18 protein-coding genes are annotated in these 17,320 nt (G+C 32.6%); 16 read left to right on the top strand and 2 right to left on the bottom strand.

Annotated features, from left to right (window positions below):
• Positions 1-407: 407 nt before the first annotated feature.
• The 4 genes from glpK (at position 408) to B5D41_RS10065 (ending at position 5,268) form a co-directional block, all read left to right on the top strand.
• Entirely contained in the window at positions 408-1,907 is a 1,500-nt protein-coding gene (gene glpK / locus B5D41_RS10080; protein WP_078810503.1) for a glycerol kinase GlpK, read from the top strand.
• 248 nt (positions 1,908-2,155) lie between these two features.
• Entirely contained in the window at positions 2,156-3,628 is a 1,473-nt protein-coding gene (locus tag B5D41_RS10075; protein ID WP_078810502.1) for an NAD(P)/FAD-dependent oxidoreductase, read from the top strand.
• Positions 3,621-4,907: an NAD(P)/FAD-dependent oxidoreductase gene (locus B5D41_RS10070; protein ID WP_078810501.1), complete on the top strand. Its 1,287-nt coding sequence runs from the start codon at positions 3,621-3,623 to the stop codon at positions 4,905-4,907. Before B5D41_RS10075 ends, B5D41_RS10070 begins: the two co-directional genes overlap by 8 nt.
• On the top strand, positions 4,900-5,268 hold the full coding sequence (locus B5D41_RS10065; RefSeq protein ID WP_078810500.1) for a DUF1667 domain-containing protein: 369 nt from the start codon (positions 4,900-4,902) through the stop codon (positions 5,266-5,268). The genes B5D41_RS10070 and B5D41_RS10065 overlap by 8 nt, the downstream gene beginning before the upstream one ends.
• Before the next feature lie 163 nt (positions 5,269-5,431).
• On the opposite strand, the gene B5D41_RS10060 is transcribed toward B5D41_RS10065, so the two are convergent.
• Together B5D41_RS10060 and B5D41_RS10055 are read right to left on the bottom strand one after the other, a co-directional pair.
• Positions 5,432-5,863: an amino acid-binding protein gene (locus tag B5D41_RS10060; RefSeq protein WP_078810499.1), complete on the bottom strand. Its 432-nt coding sequence runs from the start codon at positions 5,861-5,863 to the stop codon at positions 5,432-5,434.
• Positions 5,864-5,880: 17 nt separating this feature from the next.
• Positions 5,881-7,179 (bottom strand): phenylacetate--CoA ligase family protein, encoded by a 1,299-nt coding sequence (locus B5D41_RS10055; protein ID WP_078810498.1) that lies wholly within the window; start codon positions 7,177-7,179, stop codon positions 5,881-5,883.
• A gap of 238 nt (positions 7,180-7,417) precedes the next feature.
• Here B5D41_RS10055 and B5D41_RS10050 point away from each other — a divergent pair, with 238 nt between their 5' ends.
• From B5D41_RS10050 to B5D41_RS14295, 12 genes are all read left to right on the top strand, one after another.
• Positions 7,418-8,269 (top strand): NAD(P)/FAD-dependent oxidoreductase, encoded by an 852-nt coding sequence (locus B5D41_RS10050; RefSeq protein WP_078810497.1) that lies wholly within the window; start codon positions 7,418-7,420, stop codon positions 8,267-8,269.
• A 74-nt stretch (positions 8,270-8,343) separates the two neighbouring features.
• Positions 8,344-10,059, top strand: a complete 1,716-nt coding sequence (locus B5D41_RS10045; RefSeq protein WP_078810496.1) for a methyl-accepting chemotaxis protein — start codon at positions 8,344-8,346, stop codon at positions 10,057-10,059.
• Between the two features lie 45 nt (positions 10,060-10,104).
• Positions 10,105-11,211: a nickel pincer cofactor biosynthesis protein LarC2 gene (gene larC2, locus B5D41_RS10040; RefSeq protein WP_078810495.1), complete on the top strand. Its 1,107-nt coding sequence runs from the start codon at positions 10,105-10,107 to the stop codon at positions 11,209-11,211.
• Between the two features lie 68 nt (positions 11,212-11,279).
• A complete protein-coding gene (locus B5D41_RS10035; protein ID WP_078810494.1) occupies positions 11,280-11,690 on the top strand; it encodes a hypothetical protein in 411 nt (136 codons plus the stop codon).
• An 89-nt stretch (positions 11,691-11,779) separates the two neighbouring features.
• A complete protein-coding gene (locus B5D41_RS10030; protein ID WP_078810493.1) occupies positions 11,780-12,292 on the top strand; it encodes an HD domain-containing protein in 513 nt (170 codons plus the stop codon).
• Positions 12,293-12,322: 30 nt separating this feature from the next.
• A complete protein-coding gene (gene folP, locus B5D41_RS10025) occupies positions 12,323-13,525 on the top strand; it encodes a dihydropteroate synthase (protein WP_234983931.1) in 1,203 nt (400 codons plus the stop codon).
• 5 nt (positions 13,526-13,530) lie between these two features.
• Positions 13,531-13,896, top strand: a complete 366-nt coding sequence (gene folB, locus B5D41_RS10020) for a dihydroneopterin aldolase (protein WP_078810492.1) — start codon at positions 13,531-13,533, stop codon at positions 13,894-13,896.
• On the top strand, positions 13,896-14,387 hold the full coding sequence (folK, locus tag B5D41_RS10015) for a 2-amino-4-hydroxy-6-hydroxymethyldihydropteridine diphosphokinase (RefSeq protein WP_407695267.1): 492 nt from the start codon (positions 13,896-13,898) through the stop codon (positions 14,385-14,387). Before folB ends, folK begins: the two co-directional genes overlap by 1 nt.
• Before the next feature lie 66 nt (positions 14,388-14,453).
• On the top strand, positions 14,454-14,882 hold the full coding sequence (locus B5D41_RS10010; RefSeq protein WP_078810490.1) for a Fur family transcriptional regulator: 429 nt from the start codon (positions 14,454-14,456) through the stop codon (positions 14,880-14,882).
• A gap of 166 nt (positions 14,883-15,048) precedes the next feature.
• The gene (locus B5D41_RS10005) at positions 15,049-15,282 is read left to right on the top strand and encodes a FeoA family protein (RefSeq protein WP_078810489.1); all 234 of its coding nucleotides are present in this window, start codon (positions 15,049-15,051) and stop codon (positions 15,280-15,282) included.
• Positions 15,283-15,284: 2 nt separating this feature from the next.
• Positions 15,285-17,135, top strand: coding sequence for a ferrous iron transport protein B (gene feoB, locus B5D41_RS10000; protein ID WP_078810488.1), 1,851 nt, complete (start codon positions 15,285-15,287; stop codon positions 17,133-17,135).
• 12 nt (positions 17,136-17,147) lie between these two features.
• Complete coding sequence (locus B5D41_RS14295) at positions 17,148-17,309, top strand: hypothetical protein (protein WP_200806464.1); 162 nt, start codon at positions 17,148-17,150, stop codon at positions 17,307-17,309.
• Positions 17,310-17,320: the final 11 nt, after the last annotated feature.

Below are 17,320 nucleotides of genomic sequence, written 5' to 3'. Positions count from 1 at the left end.
ATATCGGTTGCTTAACAAATATAATTTTATTCTAAATACCACAGTAAAATCAGATACAATTTTAATTGTTTTCCTTAGCTGAAGATTATAAAATATTTTTTAGATCAGTACAAGGATAAAGGCTTTGCCCGTGCTATCGCACGTCCTTGACAGATTTAAAAAATATATTTTGAGTATTTGTAGGGAAAACAAATGAATTATTATTTAAAGTATTGATATATAATTATTATAGATAAGCAGATCATTTATTTTTATGTAAAATTTTGGATAAATAAACAGAGGACAATTTTTTTAGAAAAACCGTGCATTTAACCTTGCAATTCTCATTTACAGATGTGGGTTTAATTATATTTTAAAAAGCTTTATAATGTATAGTATATGTAATTAGAGTGAGGGGGAGCAGATAAATGGAAGAATATATTTTATCTATTGACCAAGGAACTACTAGCTCAAGAGCTATTATCTTTAATGAAGCTGGAGAAGCAGTTAATCAAGATCAAAAAGAATTCAAACAGATTTATCCTAAACCTGGTTGGGTAGAACATGATGCGAACGAAATTTGGGGAACGACTATTGGAGTAGTAGCAGATGCCTTAGCTAAGGCTGATATTAAAGCTGAACAGATTGCTGGGATCGGAATTACTAACCAAAGGGAAACTACAGTAATTTGGGATGTAGAAACAGGCAAGCCGATTCATAATGCTATTGTCTGGCAAGATAGAAGAACAGCTAGTATTTGTGATGAATTAAAAGAGCAAGGATTAGAAGAAAAGATAAGAGAAAAGACAGGATTAGTAGTAGATGCTTACTTCTCTGGTACAAAGATTAAGTGGATTTTAGATAATGTAGCTGGAGCTAAAGAAAAGGCTAAAAAAGGTCAATTAAGATTTGGAACTATAGACTCCTGGTTAATTTGGAAATTAACCGGTGGTAATGTCCATGTTACTGATTATTCTAATGCATCGCGAACTCTAATCTATAATATTCATGATTTAGAGTGGGATCAAGAAATGCTGGAAATTTTAGATATTCCAGGAAGTATGTTACCAGAAGTTAAATCTAGTAGCGAGATTTATGGACATACTGTTGATTATCACTTTTTTGGTAAGGAAGTACCGATTGCAGGTATAGCAGGAGATCAGCAGGCAGCTACTTTTGGTCAAGGCTGTTATGAACCAGGAATGGCTAAGAACACATATGGAACGGGATGTTTTATGTTAATGAATACAGGAACTGAAGCAGTTACCTCAGAAAATGGTTTGTTAACAACTATTGCTTGGGGATTAGATGGTGAAGTTAATTATGCCTTAGAAGGTAGTGTATTTATCGCTGGAGCTGCTGTTCAGTGGTTAAGAGATGAATTGAAGCTAATCGATGAATCTCCAGATTCTGAGTATTTTGCTACTAAAGTAGATGGTTCCGATGGAGTTTATGTAGTGCCGGCTTTTACAGGGTTAGGTGCTCCTTATTGGGATATGTATGCTAGAGGAGCTATTGTAGGCTTGACTAGAGGAACTAACCGAAACCATTTAATTAGAGCAACTTTAGAATCATTAGCTTATCAAACAAGAGATGTATTAGAAGCTATGGAAGCTGATTCAGGATTGGATTTAAAGGAGTTAAGAGTTGATGGTGGAGCAGCAGCAAATGATTTCTTAATGCAGTTCCAAGCAGATATCTTAGGTAGTGAAGTAGAGAGACCAACAGTTACAGAAACAACTGCTTTAGGTGCAGCTTATTTAGCTGGATTAGCTATAGGTTATTGGGAAGATAAAGAAGAAATATTAGCTAAGCAGAAAGTAGATAATACGTTTAAACCTAAAATGGATGAAGAAAAAAAGTCAAAGTTATATAATGGTTGGAAAAAAGCGGTTAAGAGAGCCATGGATTGGGAAGAACCTGAATAAGAGTAGAATTAATTGATAATTTTATTATATTGTTACCTAACCTTTTAAGCTTAAAAGGTTAGGTAATAATACTACGAATTATTCACATTGTCTCTTGCATAAAGTGCATTAATATTATACAATTAAAGTATAAAATATAATATAGAAGTTGGCGAGAAAATAAGAGATGCCACATTTAAGAACCTAGGGAGTAGTTTACTTACTCGGGACTTAAATGTGGCATTTATTTTTATAAGGAGGTATTTTTTATGAAAGAAACCGAAGTTGTGATTATAGGTGGAGGAGTTATAGGAACAGCTATTGCTAGAGAGTTAGCTAATTATAATGTTGATGTGGTTTTAGTAGAAAAAGATGCAGATTTAGCCTCTGGAACTAGTAAAGCTAATAGCGGCATTATTCATGCTGGTTATAATGCTGACCCAACTAAATTAAAAGGTAGATTAAATGTTAGAAGTAATAAATTATTCGATCAATTGACTAAAGAATTAAATGTTCCTTTTAAGAGAATTGGTTCTTTAGTTGTTGCTAAGGCTGAAGAGGAGATTGAAGTTTTAAAAGAATTAAAGAAACGGGGAGAAGAAAACGGATTAAAAGATTTAAAGATAGTTCAAGGGTCTCAATTAGTAGATTTAGAGCCAAATCTAAATGAGGAGATTATAGCTGCACTTTATGCACCGACTGCTGGTATTATCTGTCCTTATGAGTTAACTATTGCTCAAGGAGAGAATGCAGCTAAGAATGGAGTAGAAGTCTTATTAGAAACTGAAGTTACAGATATAGAAGTAAAATATAATCATAAATTAATTAAGACTAACCAAGGTGAAATTAAAACTGATTATGTAATTAATGCAGCAGGAGTATATGCAGATAAGGTTGCTCGTATGGTGGGGATTGATGATTTTGAAATTACTCCTCGCCGGGGAGAATACTATTTATTTGATAAGGAAAAAGGTTCTGAAGTAAATCATGTTATCTTTCAGGTGCCAACAGAAGTGAGTAAAGGAATTTTAGTAACTCCTACAGTAGATGATAATCTACTAATCGGCCCTAATGCAGAAGTAATAGATGATAAAGATAATGTAGCGACTACTCGGAAAGGTTTAGATGAAGTAATTAATGGAGCTAAGAGAACATTACCTGAGTTATCATTACGCGGATTAGTTACAGAATTTACCGGTCTTAGAGCAGCAGAAGTAAAGAGTGGAGATTTTATTATTGAGGCTGCTAAGGAAGTAAAAGATTTTATTAATGTAGCAGGTATTCAATCGCCAGGTCTCTCTTGTGCCCCTGCTATTGGTGAAATGGTAGCAGAGATCTTACAAGAAGAAGGATTACACTTAGTTACTAAAGAAACATTCGAGCCTTATCGAGAAGAGCCAGTAAGGTTTAGAGAACTTACTTATGAAGAGAGAGCAGAGTTGGTCGAGAAAGATAATAATTATGGCCAGATAATTTGTAGATGTGAAACGGTAACTGAAGGAGAGATTGTAGATGCCATTCATCGACCAGTACCAGCGACAACTATTGGAGCAATTAAACGAAGAACAAGAGCAGGAATGGGGAGATGTCAAGGGGGCTTTTGTAGTCCAAGAGTGGCAGAAATCATTTCTAGGGAATTAGATATTCCGATGACTGAGATTACTAAAGAAGGTAAAGGATTTGAGATATTAGTAGAACCAGCAAAAGAATCTTTGCAGGCTGAGGTGAGTGATAATGAATAGATTAGATTATGAATTAGTAGTAATTGGTGGAGGTCCAGCAGGATTGGCTGCTGCTTATGAAGCACGAGATAAAGGGGCTAAGGATATATTAATTATTGAAAGAGATTTTGAATTAGGTGGGATCTTACAACAATGTATCCATAATGGCTTTGGATTACATGAATTTAAAGAAGAATTAACTGGGCCTGAATATGCCCATCGCTTTATTGAAATGGTAGAAGAGAAGAATATAGATGTTAAATTGAATACAATGGTATTAGAAGTAACTAATGATAAGAAGATATATGCTGTTAATAAAGAGGATGGTATGTTTGAAATTCAAGCAGAAGCAGTAATTTTAGCAATGGGCTGTCGAGAAAGAACTAGAGAAGCGATTAATATTCCAGGAACAAGACCAGCTGGAGTTATGACGGCAGGAACAGCCCAACGATATGTTAATATGGAAGGATATTTACCAGGTAAGAAGACAGTGATTTTAGGTTCTGGAGATATTGGCTTAATAATGGCTAGACGGATGCATTTAGAAGGTGCGGAAGTTGAAGCTGTTTTAGAGCTATTGCCTTATTCTGGGGGGTTGCCAAGAAACATTGTCCAATGTTTAGATGATTTCGATATTCCATTAAAATTGAGTCATACAATAGTAAAGATTCATGGTCAAAAGAGATTAGAAGGAGTAACAGTTGCTCAAGTTGATGAAAATTTAAAACCGATCAAGGAAACAGAAGAATATATCGAGTGTGATACTTTACTATTATCAGTAGGCTTAATCCCTGAAAATGAGTTATCTAAAGATGCAGGTGTCAATTTAGATACTAAAACAGGCGGTCCAATAGTTAATGAGAATAGAGAAACAGATGTGCCGGGGATCTTTGCTTGTGGAAATGTACTTCATGTGCATGACTTAGTAGATTATGTGACTCAAGAAAGTAGAATTACAGGTAAGAGTGCTGCTGAATATATATTAGGAAATGTAGATAAACGAACAGAAGGTATTCAATTAGTAGCAGGTGAAAATATTGGATATGTAGTTCCACAGAAGATTGAAGTTAAAGATGATGAACGTAAAAGAGTTGATCTATATATGAGAGGAACAGAACCAATGGAAAATGTAAAGGTGGTTATTAGTGCTAATGGTGAAGAATTAATGAATTTAAAAGAAAAGCATGTGGAACCGGCTGAAATGTTAGTTAAGCCTATTCCGCAAAAGTTTATTAGTAAATTAGCCGATGGCAGTCAAATTAAAGTGGATATTGTCAAGGAGAGTGAGCAGAATGAGTAAAGAAGTAATCACGTGTATCAACTGTCCTTTAGGATGCAAAGTAGACCTAACAGTAGAAGAGGGAGAGATTGTAGAGATTGAAGGGAATAAGTGTCCGCGGGGTAAAGATTATGTAATTAATGAATTTAAGTGCCCAACACGGATACTGCCTACTACTGTTAGGGTAAAAGGTGGTAAGCTACCTTTAGTTCCGGTTAAGACTGCTAAACCCATTCCTAAAGATAGATTAGAAGATGCTATGAAAGTATTAGCTATGGTAGACTTGAAGGCCCCAGTTCAATTAGGAGATGTAGTAGTTGAGAATTTGTTAGATACAGGAGTTAAAGTGGTGACTACTAGAAATTTATCGGTTAAAAATTAAATGCTATAGTGATAGTATGTTATTTCCTTATGAAATTATTGATACTTTTGAATCTGAGATGACTAGAGAAGAGTAGATTAAATTTCAATCAGATATAATTTAACCAAATATAATAAGCCGCTAGAATTAATTCTAGCGGCTTGTTATTGTTTATAATTAATTTTTATAATTCATAAACTTCATTTGCACTTAATAAGTTAAAGCCTTTGGATTCTAACGTGTTTACTGCTTCTTCTATTGACTCTACTCTAAAGACAACTAATGCATCATTAGATGATTTTTCCACAAATGCATACATATATTCAATATTAATATTTTCATTTTCTAAAATATCTAGAGCACTTGCCAAACCACCAGGCTTATCACTAACTTCTACGGCAATTACATCGGTTTCACTAACAGTAAAATCCTCTTCTTTTAAGATGTTTAATGCTTTAGAAGGTTGGTCTACAATTAATCTTAGAATACCAAAATCTGAGGTATCAGCAATTGATAGAGCACGAATATCAATTTCTTTAGTACCTAATGTTTCAGTTACATCTGCTAAGCGACCAGATTTGTTTTCCAAAAAGATTGAAAGCTGTTTTACTTTCATTCTAATCTACTCCCTTCTTATAATTTGCGCTTATCAACAACTCGTTGTGCTTTACCTTCACTACGAGGAATAGTATTTGGTTCTACTAATTTAATTTTCACTGAGATCCCTAAAACACTTTCGATTTCGTGATGAATTTTTCTCTCTAAGTCTTCTAATCTTCTTACTTCATCAGAGAAGATTGCATCAGAGACTTCAACCCAGACTTCTAATCTATCTAATCTTTCTTCACGTTCTACTACTAATTGATAATGCGGTTTAGTTTCACTAATATCTAATAAGACGCTTTCAATTTGAGATGGGAAGACATTAACACCGCGAATAATTAACATATCATCTACTCTTCCACTGACTCTTTCCATTCGGACATGAGTTCTTCCACAACTACACTTTTCTTTATGGAGCACTGAGATATCTTTAGTTCTGTATCTAATGACAGGTAATCCAGTTTTAGTAATAGTAGTAAATACTAGTTCACCCTTTTTGCCGTATCCTAAATTTTCTCCAGTTTCAGGGTCTATAACTTCAGGAATAAAATGATCCTCAAAGATATGTAATCCCTCTTGAGCTTCACATTCACTAGCTACGCCTGGACCAATAATTTCACTTAAACCATAGATGTCAGTTGCTCTAATTCCTAATAATTCTTCAATTTCTTTTCTCATATTATTAGACCAAGGTTCTGCTCCAAAAACACCATATTTAAGTTTTGAATTTTTAATATCAAAACCTAATTCTTCAGCAACTTCTGCTATATAAAGAGCATATGATGGTGTACACATTAATGCTGTGCTTTTGAAATCATTCATTAATTTAACTTGACGTTTAGTATTGCCGCCAGAAATTGGTACTACTGAAGCTCCTATTTTTTCCGCACCATAATGTAGGCCTAATCCACCTGTGAAGAGTCCATAACCAAAGGCATTTTGAACAATATCCCCTTTATTTATCCCAGCACAAGCCATAGTTCGTGCTAATAATTCAGTCCAAGTTTTTATGTCTTTTTGAGTATAACCTACAACAGTAGGTTTGCCAGTAGTTCCAGATGAGGAGTGGATTCTAACTATCTCCTCTAGAGGCACGGCGAATAAACCAAAAGGATAATTGTCTCTTAAATCGTCCTTAGTAGTAAAAGGAAGTTTAGATAAATCCTCTATTGATGTAATATCTTCTGGTTTTATTCTCTTTTTATTTAATTTTTCTGTATAAAAAGGTACATTATCATATATTCTCTCTATTGTCTTTTGTAATCTTGTGACTTGTAATTTAGTTAGTTTAGCCCTGCTTAATTGCTCTTGATTTTCATTCCAAATCAAACTTATACCCTCCTCGCTACTATAATTATGTTAAATACTTTTCCACATTGTAACACATCGGCTTTTTGATATCAAGATTAATTCCACACTATGTTTATAAATAAAGTTTATAATACATAGCAGGAGTTATTCTTATAGTTATAATATCACTTTTTAGTAAAATGTATAATAAAAAATAGTATTGGTGAAAGAATAAAAGAGATATTAAGTAGATATCAAAATTACAGGAGTGATTTAAATGGTTGAAGATAAAAAGTTTGAAGTAGCGGTAATTGGTGGTGGACCAGCTGGAATGTCAGCAGCGGTAAATGTTAAGATTAGAAATAAAGATGTAGTAATCTTTGAAAGCCAAGAATTAGGTGGTAAGATTTTAACTGCTCCTCATGTTGATAATTATTTAGGATTTTATGATGTTAATGGTAGAGAGCTAGTTAACAATTTCGTTGCTCATATTAATAAATTAGAGGTTGAAGTTATTGAGGAAAAAATAGTACAAATCTATTCTATGGGAGATTATTTTGCTTTAACGACTAATCAAGAAAGCTATAAAGCAGAAAAGATTATTCTAGCTACCGGGGTTAATAACCAAGCTCAGATAGATGGTGAGGCTGACTTTTTAGGTAAAGGAGTCAGTTATTGTGCCACTTGTGATGGTCAGCTATTTAGGGATAAGGAAGTAGTAGTTATTGGCTATTCAGAAAAGAGTATAGAAGAAGTTAATTATTTATCCGAGTTAGCTACTACTTATTTTATACCACAATATGATGGAGAATTTGTTGAGTTAAATTCTGAGGTAGAGGTAATAAAAGATAAGCCCCAAGAGATTAAAGGAGATAATTTAGTTAATGAATTGATTTTAGAGAATAATAGTTTAGAAGTAGAGGGAATATTTATTTTAAGACCTACTGTGCCAACAGATGAGATAATTTCAGGGTTAGAATTAGAAGGTAATTTTATTAAAATTAATGAAAAATTTGAAACTAATTTTGAGGGAGTATATGCTGCAGGAGACTGTGTGGGGGCACCTTTACAGGTAGCAAAAGCAATAGGTGATGGTCAGGTTGCAGCTTTAAACTCTGTCAAAAAATAAATTGATTTGAATTTTATTACAGATTGAAGGTGTATTAATTGTTTTTATAGAAAGTATTTAGAGGGGGTTAGCCTATGAATTTGATAAATAAAATACTGGATAAAAAACTTTTGCTTAAGACTTTACTTTTCTCGGGAATAATAGGATTAGTGGGGTTATTAATCTTAGGCGGATTTACCTATAGAGCTGTAAAAAGTGAATTATTAGCTTCCTATAAAAATAAAGTTGAAATGATTAACGTTGGGATTACTGACCATATAAATTGGGAGCTTAAAAAATATAGTAGAATAAATTCAATTAAGGATGTTCCTGTTCAAAAAGAGTTTATTAATAAAATTAAGAAATACATAAATAATAGTAATAGTGAGAACTTTGGAGGTATAGATAAAGGTTATACATACATTATAAATAGAGCAGGTACTTTGATTAGTCATACAACGGATGAGAGTAAGAAGCCTATTAATGATAAAACTATCAAAAAAATGTTAAAAGGGAAAAAAGGAGAGATGACTTATAAATGGCAGGGTGAAGATAAGTACATAACTTATAGTTATATACCAGAATTAGACTGGGTTATAGCAACTAGTAGTTACATTGATGAGATGGTAAAACAAGCATATTATATTAGAGATATAATACTGATTTTTAGTTTGTTAGCTATAATTTTGATGGGAATAGGTGCTATTTTTGTAACTAAGTATATTACTTGTCCAATTAATACTTTAGTTAATATTATGGAAGAAGCCGAAGAAGGAGATTTAACTCCTAGAGTTGATTTTGTAGACCGACAGGATGAATTAGGTCAGTTAGGGTCTAGTTTTAATATGATGTTAGATAAGATTGTTTGTTTAATACAGGATACTGTGTCAACTAGTAAAGAGGTTTCAAAGGTTTCGAATAAATTATCTGCTATATCTAATAATGCCCAAAATCTTTCTGAACAATCAGCAGATACTATTGAAGAAATGGTTCAAGGAGTGAGCAAGCAGTCTGAACAATTAGATGATGTTTCTGGAATTATTCAGCAAATTTCAACAATTACTGAGGAAACAGCAGTTCAATCAGAGAATGCTCAAAATAAGTCAATGCAAACATTAAAAAAAGCAAAGATTGGAAATGAAGCTGTTAAAAAAGTTGTCAATAAGATGAATGTGATTCAAGATAATGTTGATGAATCAGCAGATGTAATTTATAGATTGGGAAAGAAATCTAACCAAATAAGCGAGATCATAGAAATCATTTCTAATATAGCTAAACAAACCGATCTTTTAGCATTAAATGCAGCTATTGAGGCTGCTAGAGCAGGAGAACATGGACAAGGTTTTGCAGTGGTAGCAGATGAGGTGAGGAAATTAGCTGAAGAGTCAAGAGAAGCTACTGAACAAGTAGCAGATATAATTAATGAAATTCAGTTAGAGACTAATGAGGCAGTAGCTGCTATTAGAGAGGGAACTCAAGAGGTAACAGAAGGTGAAGAATTAGCAGATAATGCAGGAGAAGCATTAGAAAATATCATGAAATTCATGCAGGGAACTGCTAAGATGATTGAAGACATATCTAGTGGTGCCGAAGAACAATCTGCAAATACTCAACAAGTAGTTGCTTTTATAAATGATATAACAGCAGCTGCTCAAGAAATGGCAGCCGGAACAAGAGAAACATTAACTGTAACAAAAGACCAGGCTGATGTAGCCGGAGAAGTCTCTAATGTAGCTGAATCACTGAATAATAAAGTTAGAGAGTTAAATTCTAAAATTAATAGATTTAAATTACCAACTGATGAAGGATAAAATGTTTAATTTAACTTATGTTATAAATAAAGAAGGTGATTAGAGGTGAAGGTGGCATATTTTAATTTAAATCAAGGTATTGATGGAAGAGATATTTTTTTAGCATTAGTAGATTTAGGTTTAAAGTTAGATAAAGTAGAGAATGAATTAGCCAAATTAGATTTGAATAAATTAGGAATTGATATTGATGGAAGTTTTGAATTATTAGATGTTAATCAGAAATCACAATTAAAAGCAGAGTTAGAGAATAAAGAGTTAGAGTATTTAGAAGTTAAGGAGTTAATTAGTAATTCCAGTTTAGAAGATAAGATTAAGAATAAAGGGTTAGTAATAATTAAAGATTTTTTTAAAACTAAAAATAAAGCTCCAGTTTGGGAAGTAATTCAATTATTATTTTTTACAATTGGAATTTTAATTGGAATTTATTCTTTGCATATTGAAAAGATATATGCTTCAGCAATTTGTATAGGAAACTATCCTAAAAGAGATGTTTTAGAAATGTTAAAAGGATGTACAACATTTTCAAATAGTGAAGAGCAGGAATTAGTCACAGAAATAGGGGCAGCTATCATAATTAATTTAGTTGATAAGTTCGGAGAACAACCTAAGATGATTTTAGGTGAGACTGGGTATGGAGTAGTGTCTAATCAAGATAGGATAGAGTTAAGAATTACTTTAGGTGAATTAAAGGATATAAAGAAATATTCTCAGGATGAAATTATTACTATTGAAGCTAATATAGATGATATGAATCAAGAGTTTTATGATTATATTATAGATAGGTTATTAGAAGAAGGAGCCTTAGATGTATATTTAACTTCAATTCAAATGAAGAAGAATCGTCCTGCTCAGAAGTTGACAGTACTAATAAATGAAGAAGATCTTAATATGATTTTGAAGGTTATCTTTACTGAGACTACAACTTTAGGTGTTCGAATAAATAAACAACAGAGATATAAGTTAAATAGAAGATTTATAACAGTTAAGGTAGGTTCTCAAGAGGTTAGAGTGAAGTTAGGATACATAGGAAATCAAACTTTAAATATTGCACCTGAATATGATTCATGTAAAGAGGTAGCTATTAAAACAGGTATATCTTTATCAGAAGTATATCATCAAGCCATAATTGAAGCTAAAAAATTCAATAATTAATACATAAGATAAGACAAATTAGGAAAGAATTGATAATAAATATATACTGTTGAGGAGTAGGTAATATAATGATCTATGAATTAGCGGTGATTGGTATTGGTGATATACGACAACAAGATCAAGGAGTTGGAATATATCTTCTAGATAGTTTACAGAAAAAATTCAAGAAAGCGCCTATTAAGTTTATAAATGGAGGGGTCGATGGTGAGGATTTATTTATATTATTACAGAAGGTAGTTGCTAAACAGATAATAGTAATAGATGCAGCTGAAACCACTATAAATCCAGGCAGTTTGAATTACTTAACGATTACTCCTAATGAAACCAAAATTTTAGAAAAATTAATCTTAATTACTATAGAACCCTTTAAGACAGAATGGGGTGCTAAGTTATCTCTTTCTTTACTTAGAAAATATGATAATATTCTAGCTGAGGTAGAATCTAATATTAAAGAGTTACTTAACTACTCTTTTCAGTGAATAATGCAGGGAAATTAGAGTCTATATCGAATAAATAAGATATAAAGATCTATTGAATGAATTTCATAGCTAATTAAGGTAGTGATTAGATGAAAAGGTTAAATAAGTTAATCAATAGTCCAAAGTATAATCAGTATCTTAAGAAAAATTCCCAATCTGAAGAAGATAGAATTTTCTGTAAACATAATTGGGAACATTTAATTAATGTGGGCAGGATTACTTATGTAATGGTCCTTGAGCGAAACGTAGGTGAAGAACTATTTAAGAAATTGCAATTAGAAGCTAAAGTTGAATTAAAAGAAGTAATTTATACTGCAGCTTTTTTACATGATATTGGTCGATGGAAAGAATATAAAACTGGGGAAGATCATGCTCAAATAAGTGCGGAATTAGCTGTTGATTTATTGGAAAGACATGGTTTTACTACTTTAGAACAGAAAGCAATTTTAAGAGCTATTAAGGAACACCGAGGAGAAGTTAATTCTAAGAAGTCAATCTTGGGAAGATTAATTTGTGAGGCTGATAATTTATCACGAAATTGTAAATCATGTTCTGCTCGTCAATCTTGTAAGGGAATAAAGAATCCTAAGATTAAATATTAACTTATATCCTTATGAAAGGAGATAGTTACAGTGCAGCAGTCAGCAAGAGTTTTAGAAATTAATAATCAATCTAAATTTGAGTTAGAATTAGAAGAGTTAGGTACTGATAAAGCTGGAGTTAAAATCATGGCTCCTAAATCTCAGTATCGTTTATTAAAATTAAATAACATTCCTTTGCGAGCAGCTTTGATTTTAAAACAAGAGATGTTAGCAAAAGGAGGAGATGCTGCCCTGCCACGAGCAGCTGGAAGTTTAAAAGTGGAAGAGACTGATATGATTTTAATGGGAACTAAAAAGGTTTATACTAAAGTTATAAAAGTTCTACGGCAACAGCCTTTTGGTTTAAAAGAAACAGCAGATTTACTCATAAAAACCTTAGCTGGATATGATGAGCAATTAAACTCTATTTCTGGTGATGGATATGAATTTGAATTTGGCAAGAGAACATATGTAATGGGAATCTTAAATGTAACTCCGGATTCATTCTCTGATGGTGGGTCATTTAACCGATTAGAGAAGGCGGTTGAACATGCCAAAGAGATGGTAGCTAATGGTGTAGATATTATCGATATTGGTGGTGAATCTACTCGACCTGGCTGTGATCCAGTATCTTTAGAGGATGAGTTAGAGAGAGTGATACCAGTAATTGAGCGTTTAAGCGATGAGGTAGATGTACCGATCTCTATTGATACTTATAAAAGTGAAGTAGGGAAGGTAGCTTTAGAAGCTGGTGCTCATATTATTAATGATATTACAGGTTTTAAAGAAGATCCAGAATTAGCTAAGGTTGCTGCTGATCATGATGCACCAGTAATAGTAATGCATATTCAAGGTGAGCCAAGGAATATGCAACAAAATCCAACTTATGAGGATTTGATTTCAGAGGTTTTAGAGTATTTACAAGAGAGTATAGATATTGCCATAGAAGCTGGAGTTAAACGTAAAAAGATTATTATCGATCCAGGGATAGGCTTTGGGAAGACTCTTGACCATAATTTAGAAATCATGGATCGCCTAGCTGAATTTAAAAGTCTAGGACTGCCAATTTTATTAGGGACTTCTCGTAAATCAATGATTGGTAATACTTTAGACTTACCAGTTGATGAGCGTGTGGAAGGAACAGCAGCAACTGTAAGTATTGGGATTGCTAATGGAGCAGATATAATTAGAGTTCATGATGTAAAAGAAATGAATAGAGTCGCTAAAATGACAGATGCTATGGTAAGGAGATGATGTAGGTGGCCGATTATATCAGATTAAAAGGTTTAGAATTTTATGCTTATCATGGTGTATTAGCAGAAGAAAAAGAGTTAGGTCAACGATTCATTATTGATTTAACATTAGAAACTGATTTAAAAGAAGCTGGAATGACTGATGAAGTAACCAAGACGATTAATTATGCTGAAGTTTATCAAGAAGTTAAAGAGATAGTAGAAGATGAATCTTATGACTTAATTGAAACTGTAGCTGAAAAAGTTGCTAATCAAATTTTAGATAAATTTGTTGGTATAGAGAGAGTAGTAATTGTAGTTAAGAAACCAGAAGTACCAATCCCAGGAGTCTTAGATTGGGCAGAGGTTGAGATAGAGAGGAGTAAGAAGTAATCATGGAAGCAGTTTATCTTAGTTTAGGTTCTAATTTGGGAGATAGAGAAGAGTATTTAAAAGAAGCAATTTCAAAGTTAGGACAACATATACAAATTAAAGTAGATACTGTTTCTTCAGTATATAAAACAGAGCCAGTTGGTTACACAAATCAGGATGAATTTTTAAATTTAGTAGTTAAAATTAAAACGAGTTTATCTCCTATGGAGTTATTAAATCACATTCAAGAGGTAGAAAAGAATTTAGATAGAGTCAGGGATATTAGATGGGGACCTAGAACTATAGACATAGATATTATTTTATTTGGAAAGAACAAAGTTAATTCTCAAAGATTAACAATTCCTCATCCTCGTTTTCATGAAAGAGCCTTTGTTTTAGTACCTTTAGCTGAGTTAACAGATGATGTGCTTTATCAAGGGAAAACAGCAAATCAGCTTTTAGATCAGTTGACAAAAGATAAAGGTGTGAAGAAGTATCCAGTTGGTGTTTAGTTTGACAAAAACTGTCTTTTGCGATATAGTTCTATAAGAAATTAATTAAACATAGTGGGTGAAAATATGACTATTGAAGTTAAAAAGGTTAAGAATAAGTTAGCCGCTAATAATTACAAAATGACTTCACAACGAGAAATCATATTAGAGAGTATGATTAAGAATAGTGGACAACATTTAAGTGCTGAAGAGATATATACTGATGTAAAAGAAAAGGACTCAGGAATTGGGTTAGCAACTGTATATAGAACTCTGGAATTATTTAGTGATTTAGGTGTTATTCATCAATTGAATTTTGATGATAATTGCCGTAGATATGAACTAGACCAAGGTGGGGAACATCACCATCATTTAGTTTGTTCTAATTGCGGTAAAATTACAGAGTTTAATGATGAAATTTTAGAAGAATTTGAGGATGATATACAAAAGGAACATAACTTTAATGTTACTGATCATAGAATTAAATTTTATGGCTATTGTGAAGATTGCCAATAGTCATCTTTTATTTTAATCATTTATGATAATGGCTTTCAATATCGGTTTAATTTGAAAACAAAATCAATTGGAATATAATAGAGTCATTAAAAATAATTATATTTAATGGAGAGTTTAATTACATATTGAAAGTAATTATCATTTTTATAATAAGGGGAGATGACAAATGACCTTAGATAAAGCTCGACAGGGGCAAAATATAGAGATTGTTTCAATTCCAGATAAGATAGTTCGTGCTCAAACTATGCGATTTGGTATTTCTGAAGGTGCTCAAGTTCAATGTCATGAAAAGGTGCCTAAAGGACCTATTATTTTAAAGAAGAACTTACAAGAGATTGCTGTTGGTTACAACTTAGCTAAAAAGATTAAAGTTAAGTTAGCTAATAGAAGGAGCAGTTAATTATGTCTAGACATTGTCATGAAGTGATTAATGACCTTGAAGTTTCAGAAGATGCTAAAAAAATAGTTTTAGCTGGGAACCCGAATGTTGGTAAATCGATTTTCTTTAATGAATTAACAGGGATCTATGTAGATGTATCTAATTTTCCTGGTACTACTCTAGATATTAGTTATGGCAGGTATCAAGATGATGTAGTAATTGACACTCCTGGTGTTTATGGAGTTTCTTCTTTTAATGATGAAGAGATTGTAGCTAGGGATGTAATTATTGAAGCTGATGTAGTTTTAAATGTTGTTGATGCGGTCCATTTAGAGCGAGATCTTTTTTTGACTCAGCAAATTATTGATATGGGAATTCCTGTGGTAGTCGCTTTAAATATGATGGATGAAGCTGAAAATAATGGCTTAGAAATAGATGTTGATAAATTAGAGTCTACGTTAGGTGTCCCAGTAGTTGCAACAGTTGCTCCTAAAGGGATAGGTTTAGATGAAGTTAAAGCTGCTATACCTAAAGCTAGAGTAGGTAATACTAGTCGGAAATTACAACGTAAAGTTAAAAGAATTAAAAGGAAGGTAGACACTAGACCAGAAGCTTTACTAATTTTGGAGGAAGACCCTCAGATAGCCCAAAGGCATGGGTTAGCAGTTTCAGGTGATAGAGAAAATATATATAAGAAACGAAGACAGCAAGTAAATAAAATTATCGACCAAGTAGTTATTAGAAAGTTAGGACATAATTCTTTTAAATCGACTTTAGGAAGATGGATGGTTAAGCCGATTACCGGAATTCCTCTTTTGCTTGCAGTTTTATATATTATGTATCAAGGAGTAGGAGTCTTTATTGCTCAAACAGTAGTAGAGTTTACTGAAGGGATTATCTTTGCTGGTATATATGAGCCATTCATTCGTAAATTAATCACTAATGTTATTTCGATTAATTCTTTTTTAGGTACCATTTTAATTGGGGAATTTGGAATTTTAACTATGACTATTACTTATACTTTTGGTCTCTTACTTCCATTAGTTACTGGGTTTTATTTTTTCTTATCCTTAATGGAGGATTCAGGGTATTTACCAAGGGTAGCAGCATTAGTAGATAGGGTTTTAAATAAATTAGGTTTGAATGGTAGAGGAATAATTCCAATAATTTTGGGTTTTGGTTGTGTTACTATGGCTACGATTACTACTAGATTATTAGGTTCAAAACGAGAGCGGATAATTGCTACCTTTCTTTTAGGATTAGCAATTCCGTGTTCTGCTCAAATTGGAGTTATAGTAGGCCTGATAGTACCATTAGGCACTAAATATTTATTGGCATATGTAAGTATCATTTTTATTGTTTTTGTTTTAGCTGGAACTATGCTTAATAAATTATTACCTGGAGAATCTACAGATTTATTAATTGATTTGCCACCGTTACGTTTGCCGCGGTTAGGTAATGTATTTACTAAAACTCTTAATAAGGCACGTATGTTTGTTGAAGAAGCAGGTCCTATTTTTGCTTTAGGAGCTTTAGTTATAAGCATTATGAAGTGGCAAGGATGGTTAATAGCTATTCAGAATTTTGTAGCTCCAATAATTACTGGATGGTTGAAATTGCCTAAAGAGGCTGCTGTACCTTTCATTATGGGTATTGTTAGACGGGACTTTGGAGCAGCTGGGTTAACTGATTTAGCTTTATCAGCGCCACAAACTTTGGTGTCTTTAATTACTATTACTTTGTTTGTTCCTTGTATAGCAGCTATGTTAATTATTTTTAAAGAAAGAAGTTGGAAAGAAGCACTGTTGATTTGGTTAAGTAGTTGGATTGTTGCTTTTACTGTTGGTGGATTATTAGCTCAAGTTATAATTTAAAGGGTGAATAAAATGAAAGAGAATAATTGTAGTTCAGGTTTAGAAGATAAAGAAGAAATTAGTTGTCCACAATGTGGTTGTAAAATAAGTATAGATGAATTGGAGAGTTTAAGGTGTCCACGGTGTTTTGCAGTTTTACTAACTAAGTGTGAAGACTGTCAAAAATGCAAATGATCGAGTAGTTA

Source organism: Selenihalanaerobacter shriftii, from assembly GCF_900167185.1.
In the GTDB taxonomy this organism is placed as follows: Bacteria; Bacillota; Halanaerobiia; order Halobacteroidales; family Acetohalobiaceae; genus Selenihalanaerobacter; species Selenihalanaerobacter shriftii.
This window is presented reverse-complemented; position numbering and strand designations above follow the sequence as displayed.

Excerpts from the sequence above, each read along its gene's own strand:
- B5D41_RS10005 (WP_078810489.1), top strand. The coding sequence starts at position 15,049 with ATGACCTTAGATAAAGCTCGACAGGGGCAAAATATAGAGATTGTTTCA.
- B5D41_RS10060 (WP_078810499.1), bottom strand. The coding sequence starts at position 5,863 with ATGAAAGTAAAACAGCTTTCAATCTTTTTGGAAAACAAATCTGGTCGC.
- glpK (WP_078810503.1), top strand. The coding sequence starts at position 408 with ATGGAAGAATATATTTTATCTATTGACCAAGGAACTACTAGCTCAAGA.
- B5D41_RS10035 (WP_078810494.1), top strand. The coding sequence starts at position 11,280 with ATGATCTATGAATTAGCGGTGATTGGTATTGGTGATATACGACAACAA.
- B5D41_RS10070 (WP_078810501.1), top strand. The coding sequence starts at position 3,621 with ATGAATAGATTAGATTATGAATTAGTAGTAATTGGTGGAGGTCCAGCA.
- B5D41_RS10010 (WP_078810490.1), top strand. The coding sequence starts at position 14,454 with ATGACTATTGAAGTTAAAAAGGTTAAGAATAAGTTAGCCGCTAATAAT.
- B5D41_RS10030 (WP_078810493.1), top strand. The coding sequence starts at position 11,780 with ATGAAAAGGTTAAATAAGTTAATCAATAGTCCAAAGTATAATCAGTAT.
- B5D41_RS10050 (WP_078810497.1), top strand. The coding sequence starts at position 7,418 with ATGGTTGAAGATAAAAAGTTTGAAGTAGCGGTAATTGGTGGTGGACCA.
- B5D41_RS10065 (WP_078810500.1), top strand. The coding sequence starts at position 4,900 with ATGAGTAAAGAAGTAATCACGTGTATCAACTGTCCTTTAGGATGCAAA.
- B5D41_RS10045 (WP_078810496.1), top strand. The coding sequence starts at position 8,344 with ATGAATTTGATAAATAAAATACTGGATAAAAAACTTTTGCTTAAGACT.
- B5D41_RS14295 (WP_200806464.1), top strand. The coding sequence starts at position 17,148 with ATGAAAGAGAATAATTGTAGTTCAGGTTTAGAAGATAAAGAAGAAATT.
- feoB (WP_078810488.1), top strand. The coding sequence starts at position 15,285 with ATGTCTAGACATTGTCATGAAGTGATTAATGACCTTGAAGTTTCAGAA.
- B5D41_RS10075 (WP_078810502.1), top strand. The coding sequence starts at position 2,156 with ATGAAAGAAACCGAAGTTGTGATTATAGGTGGAGGAGTTATAGGAACA.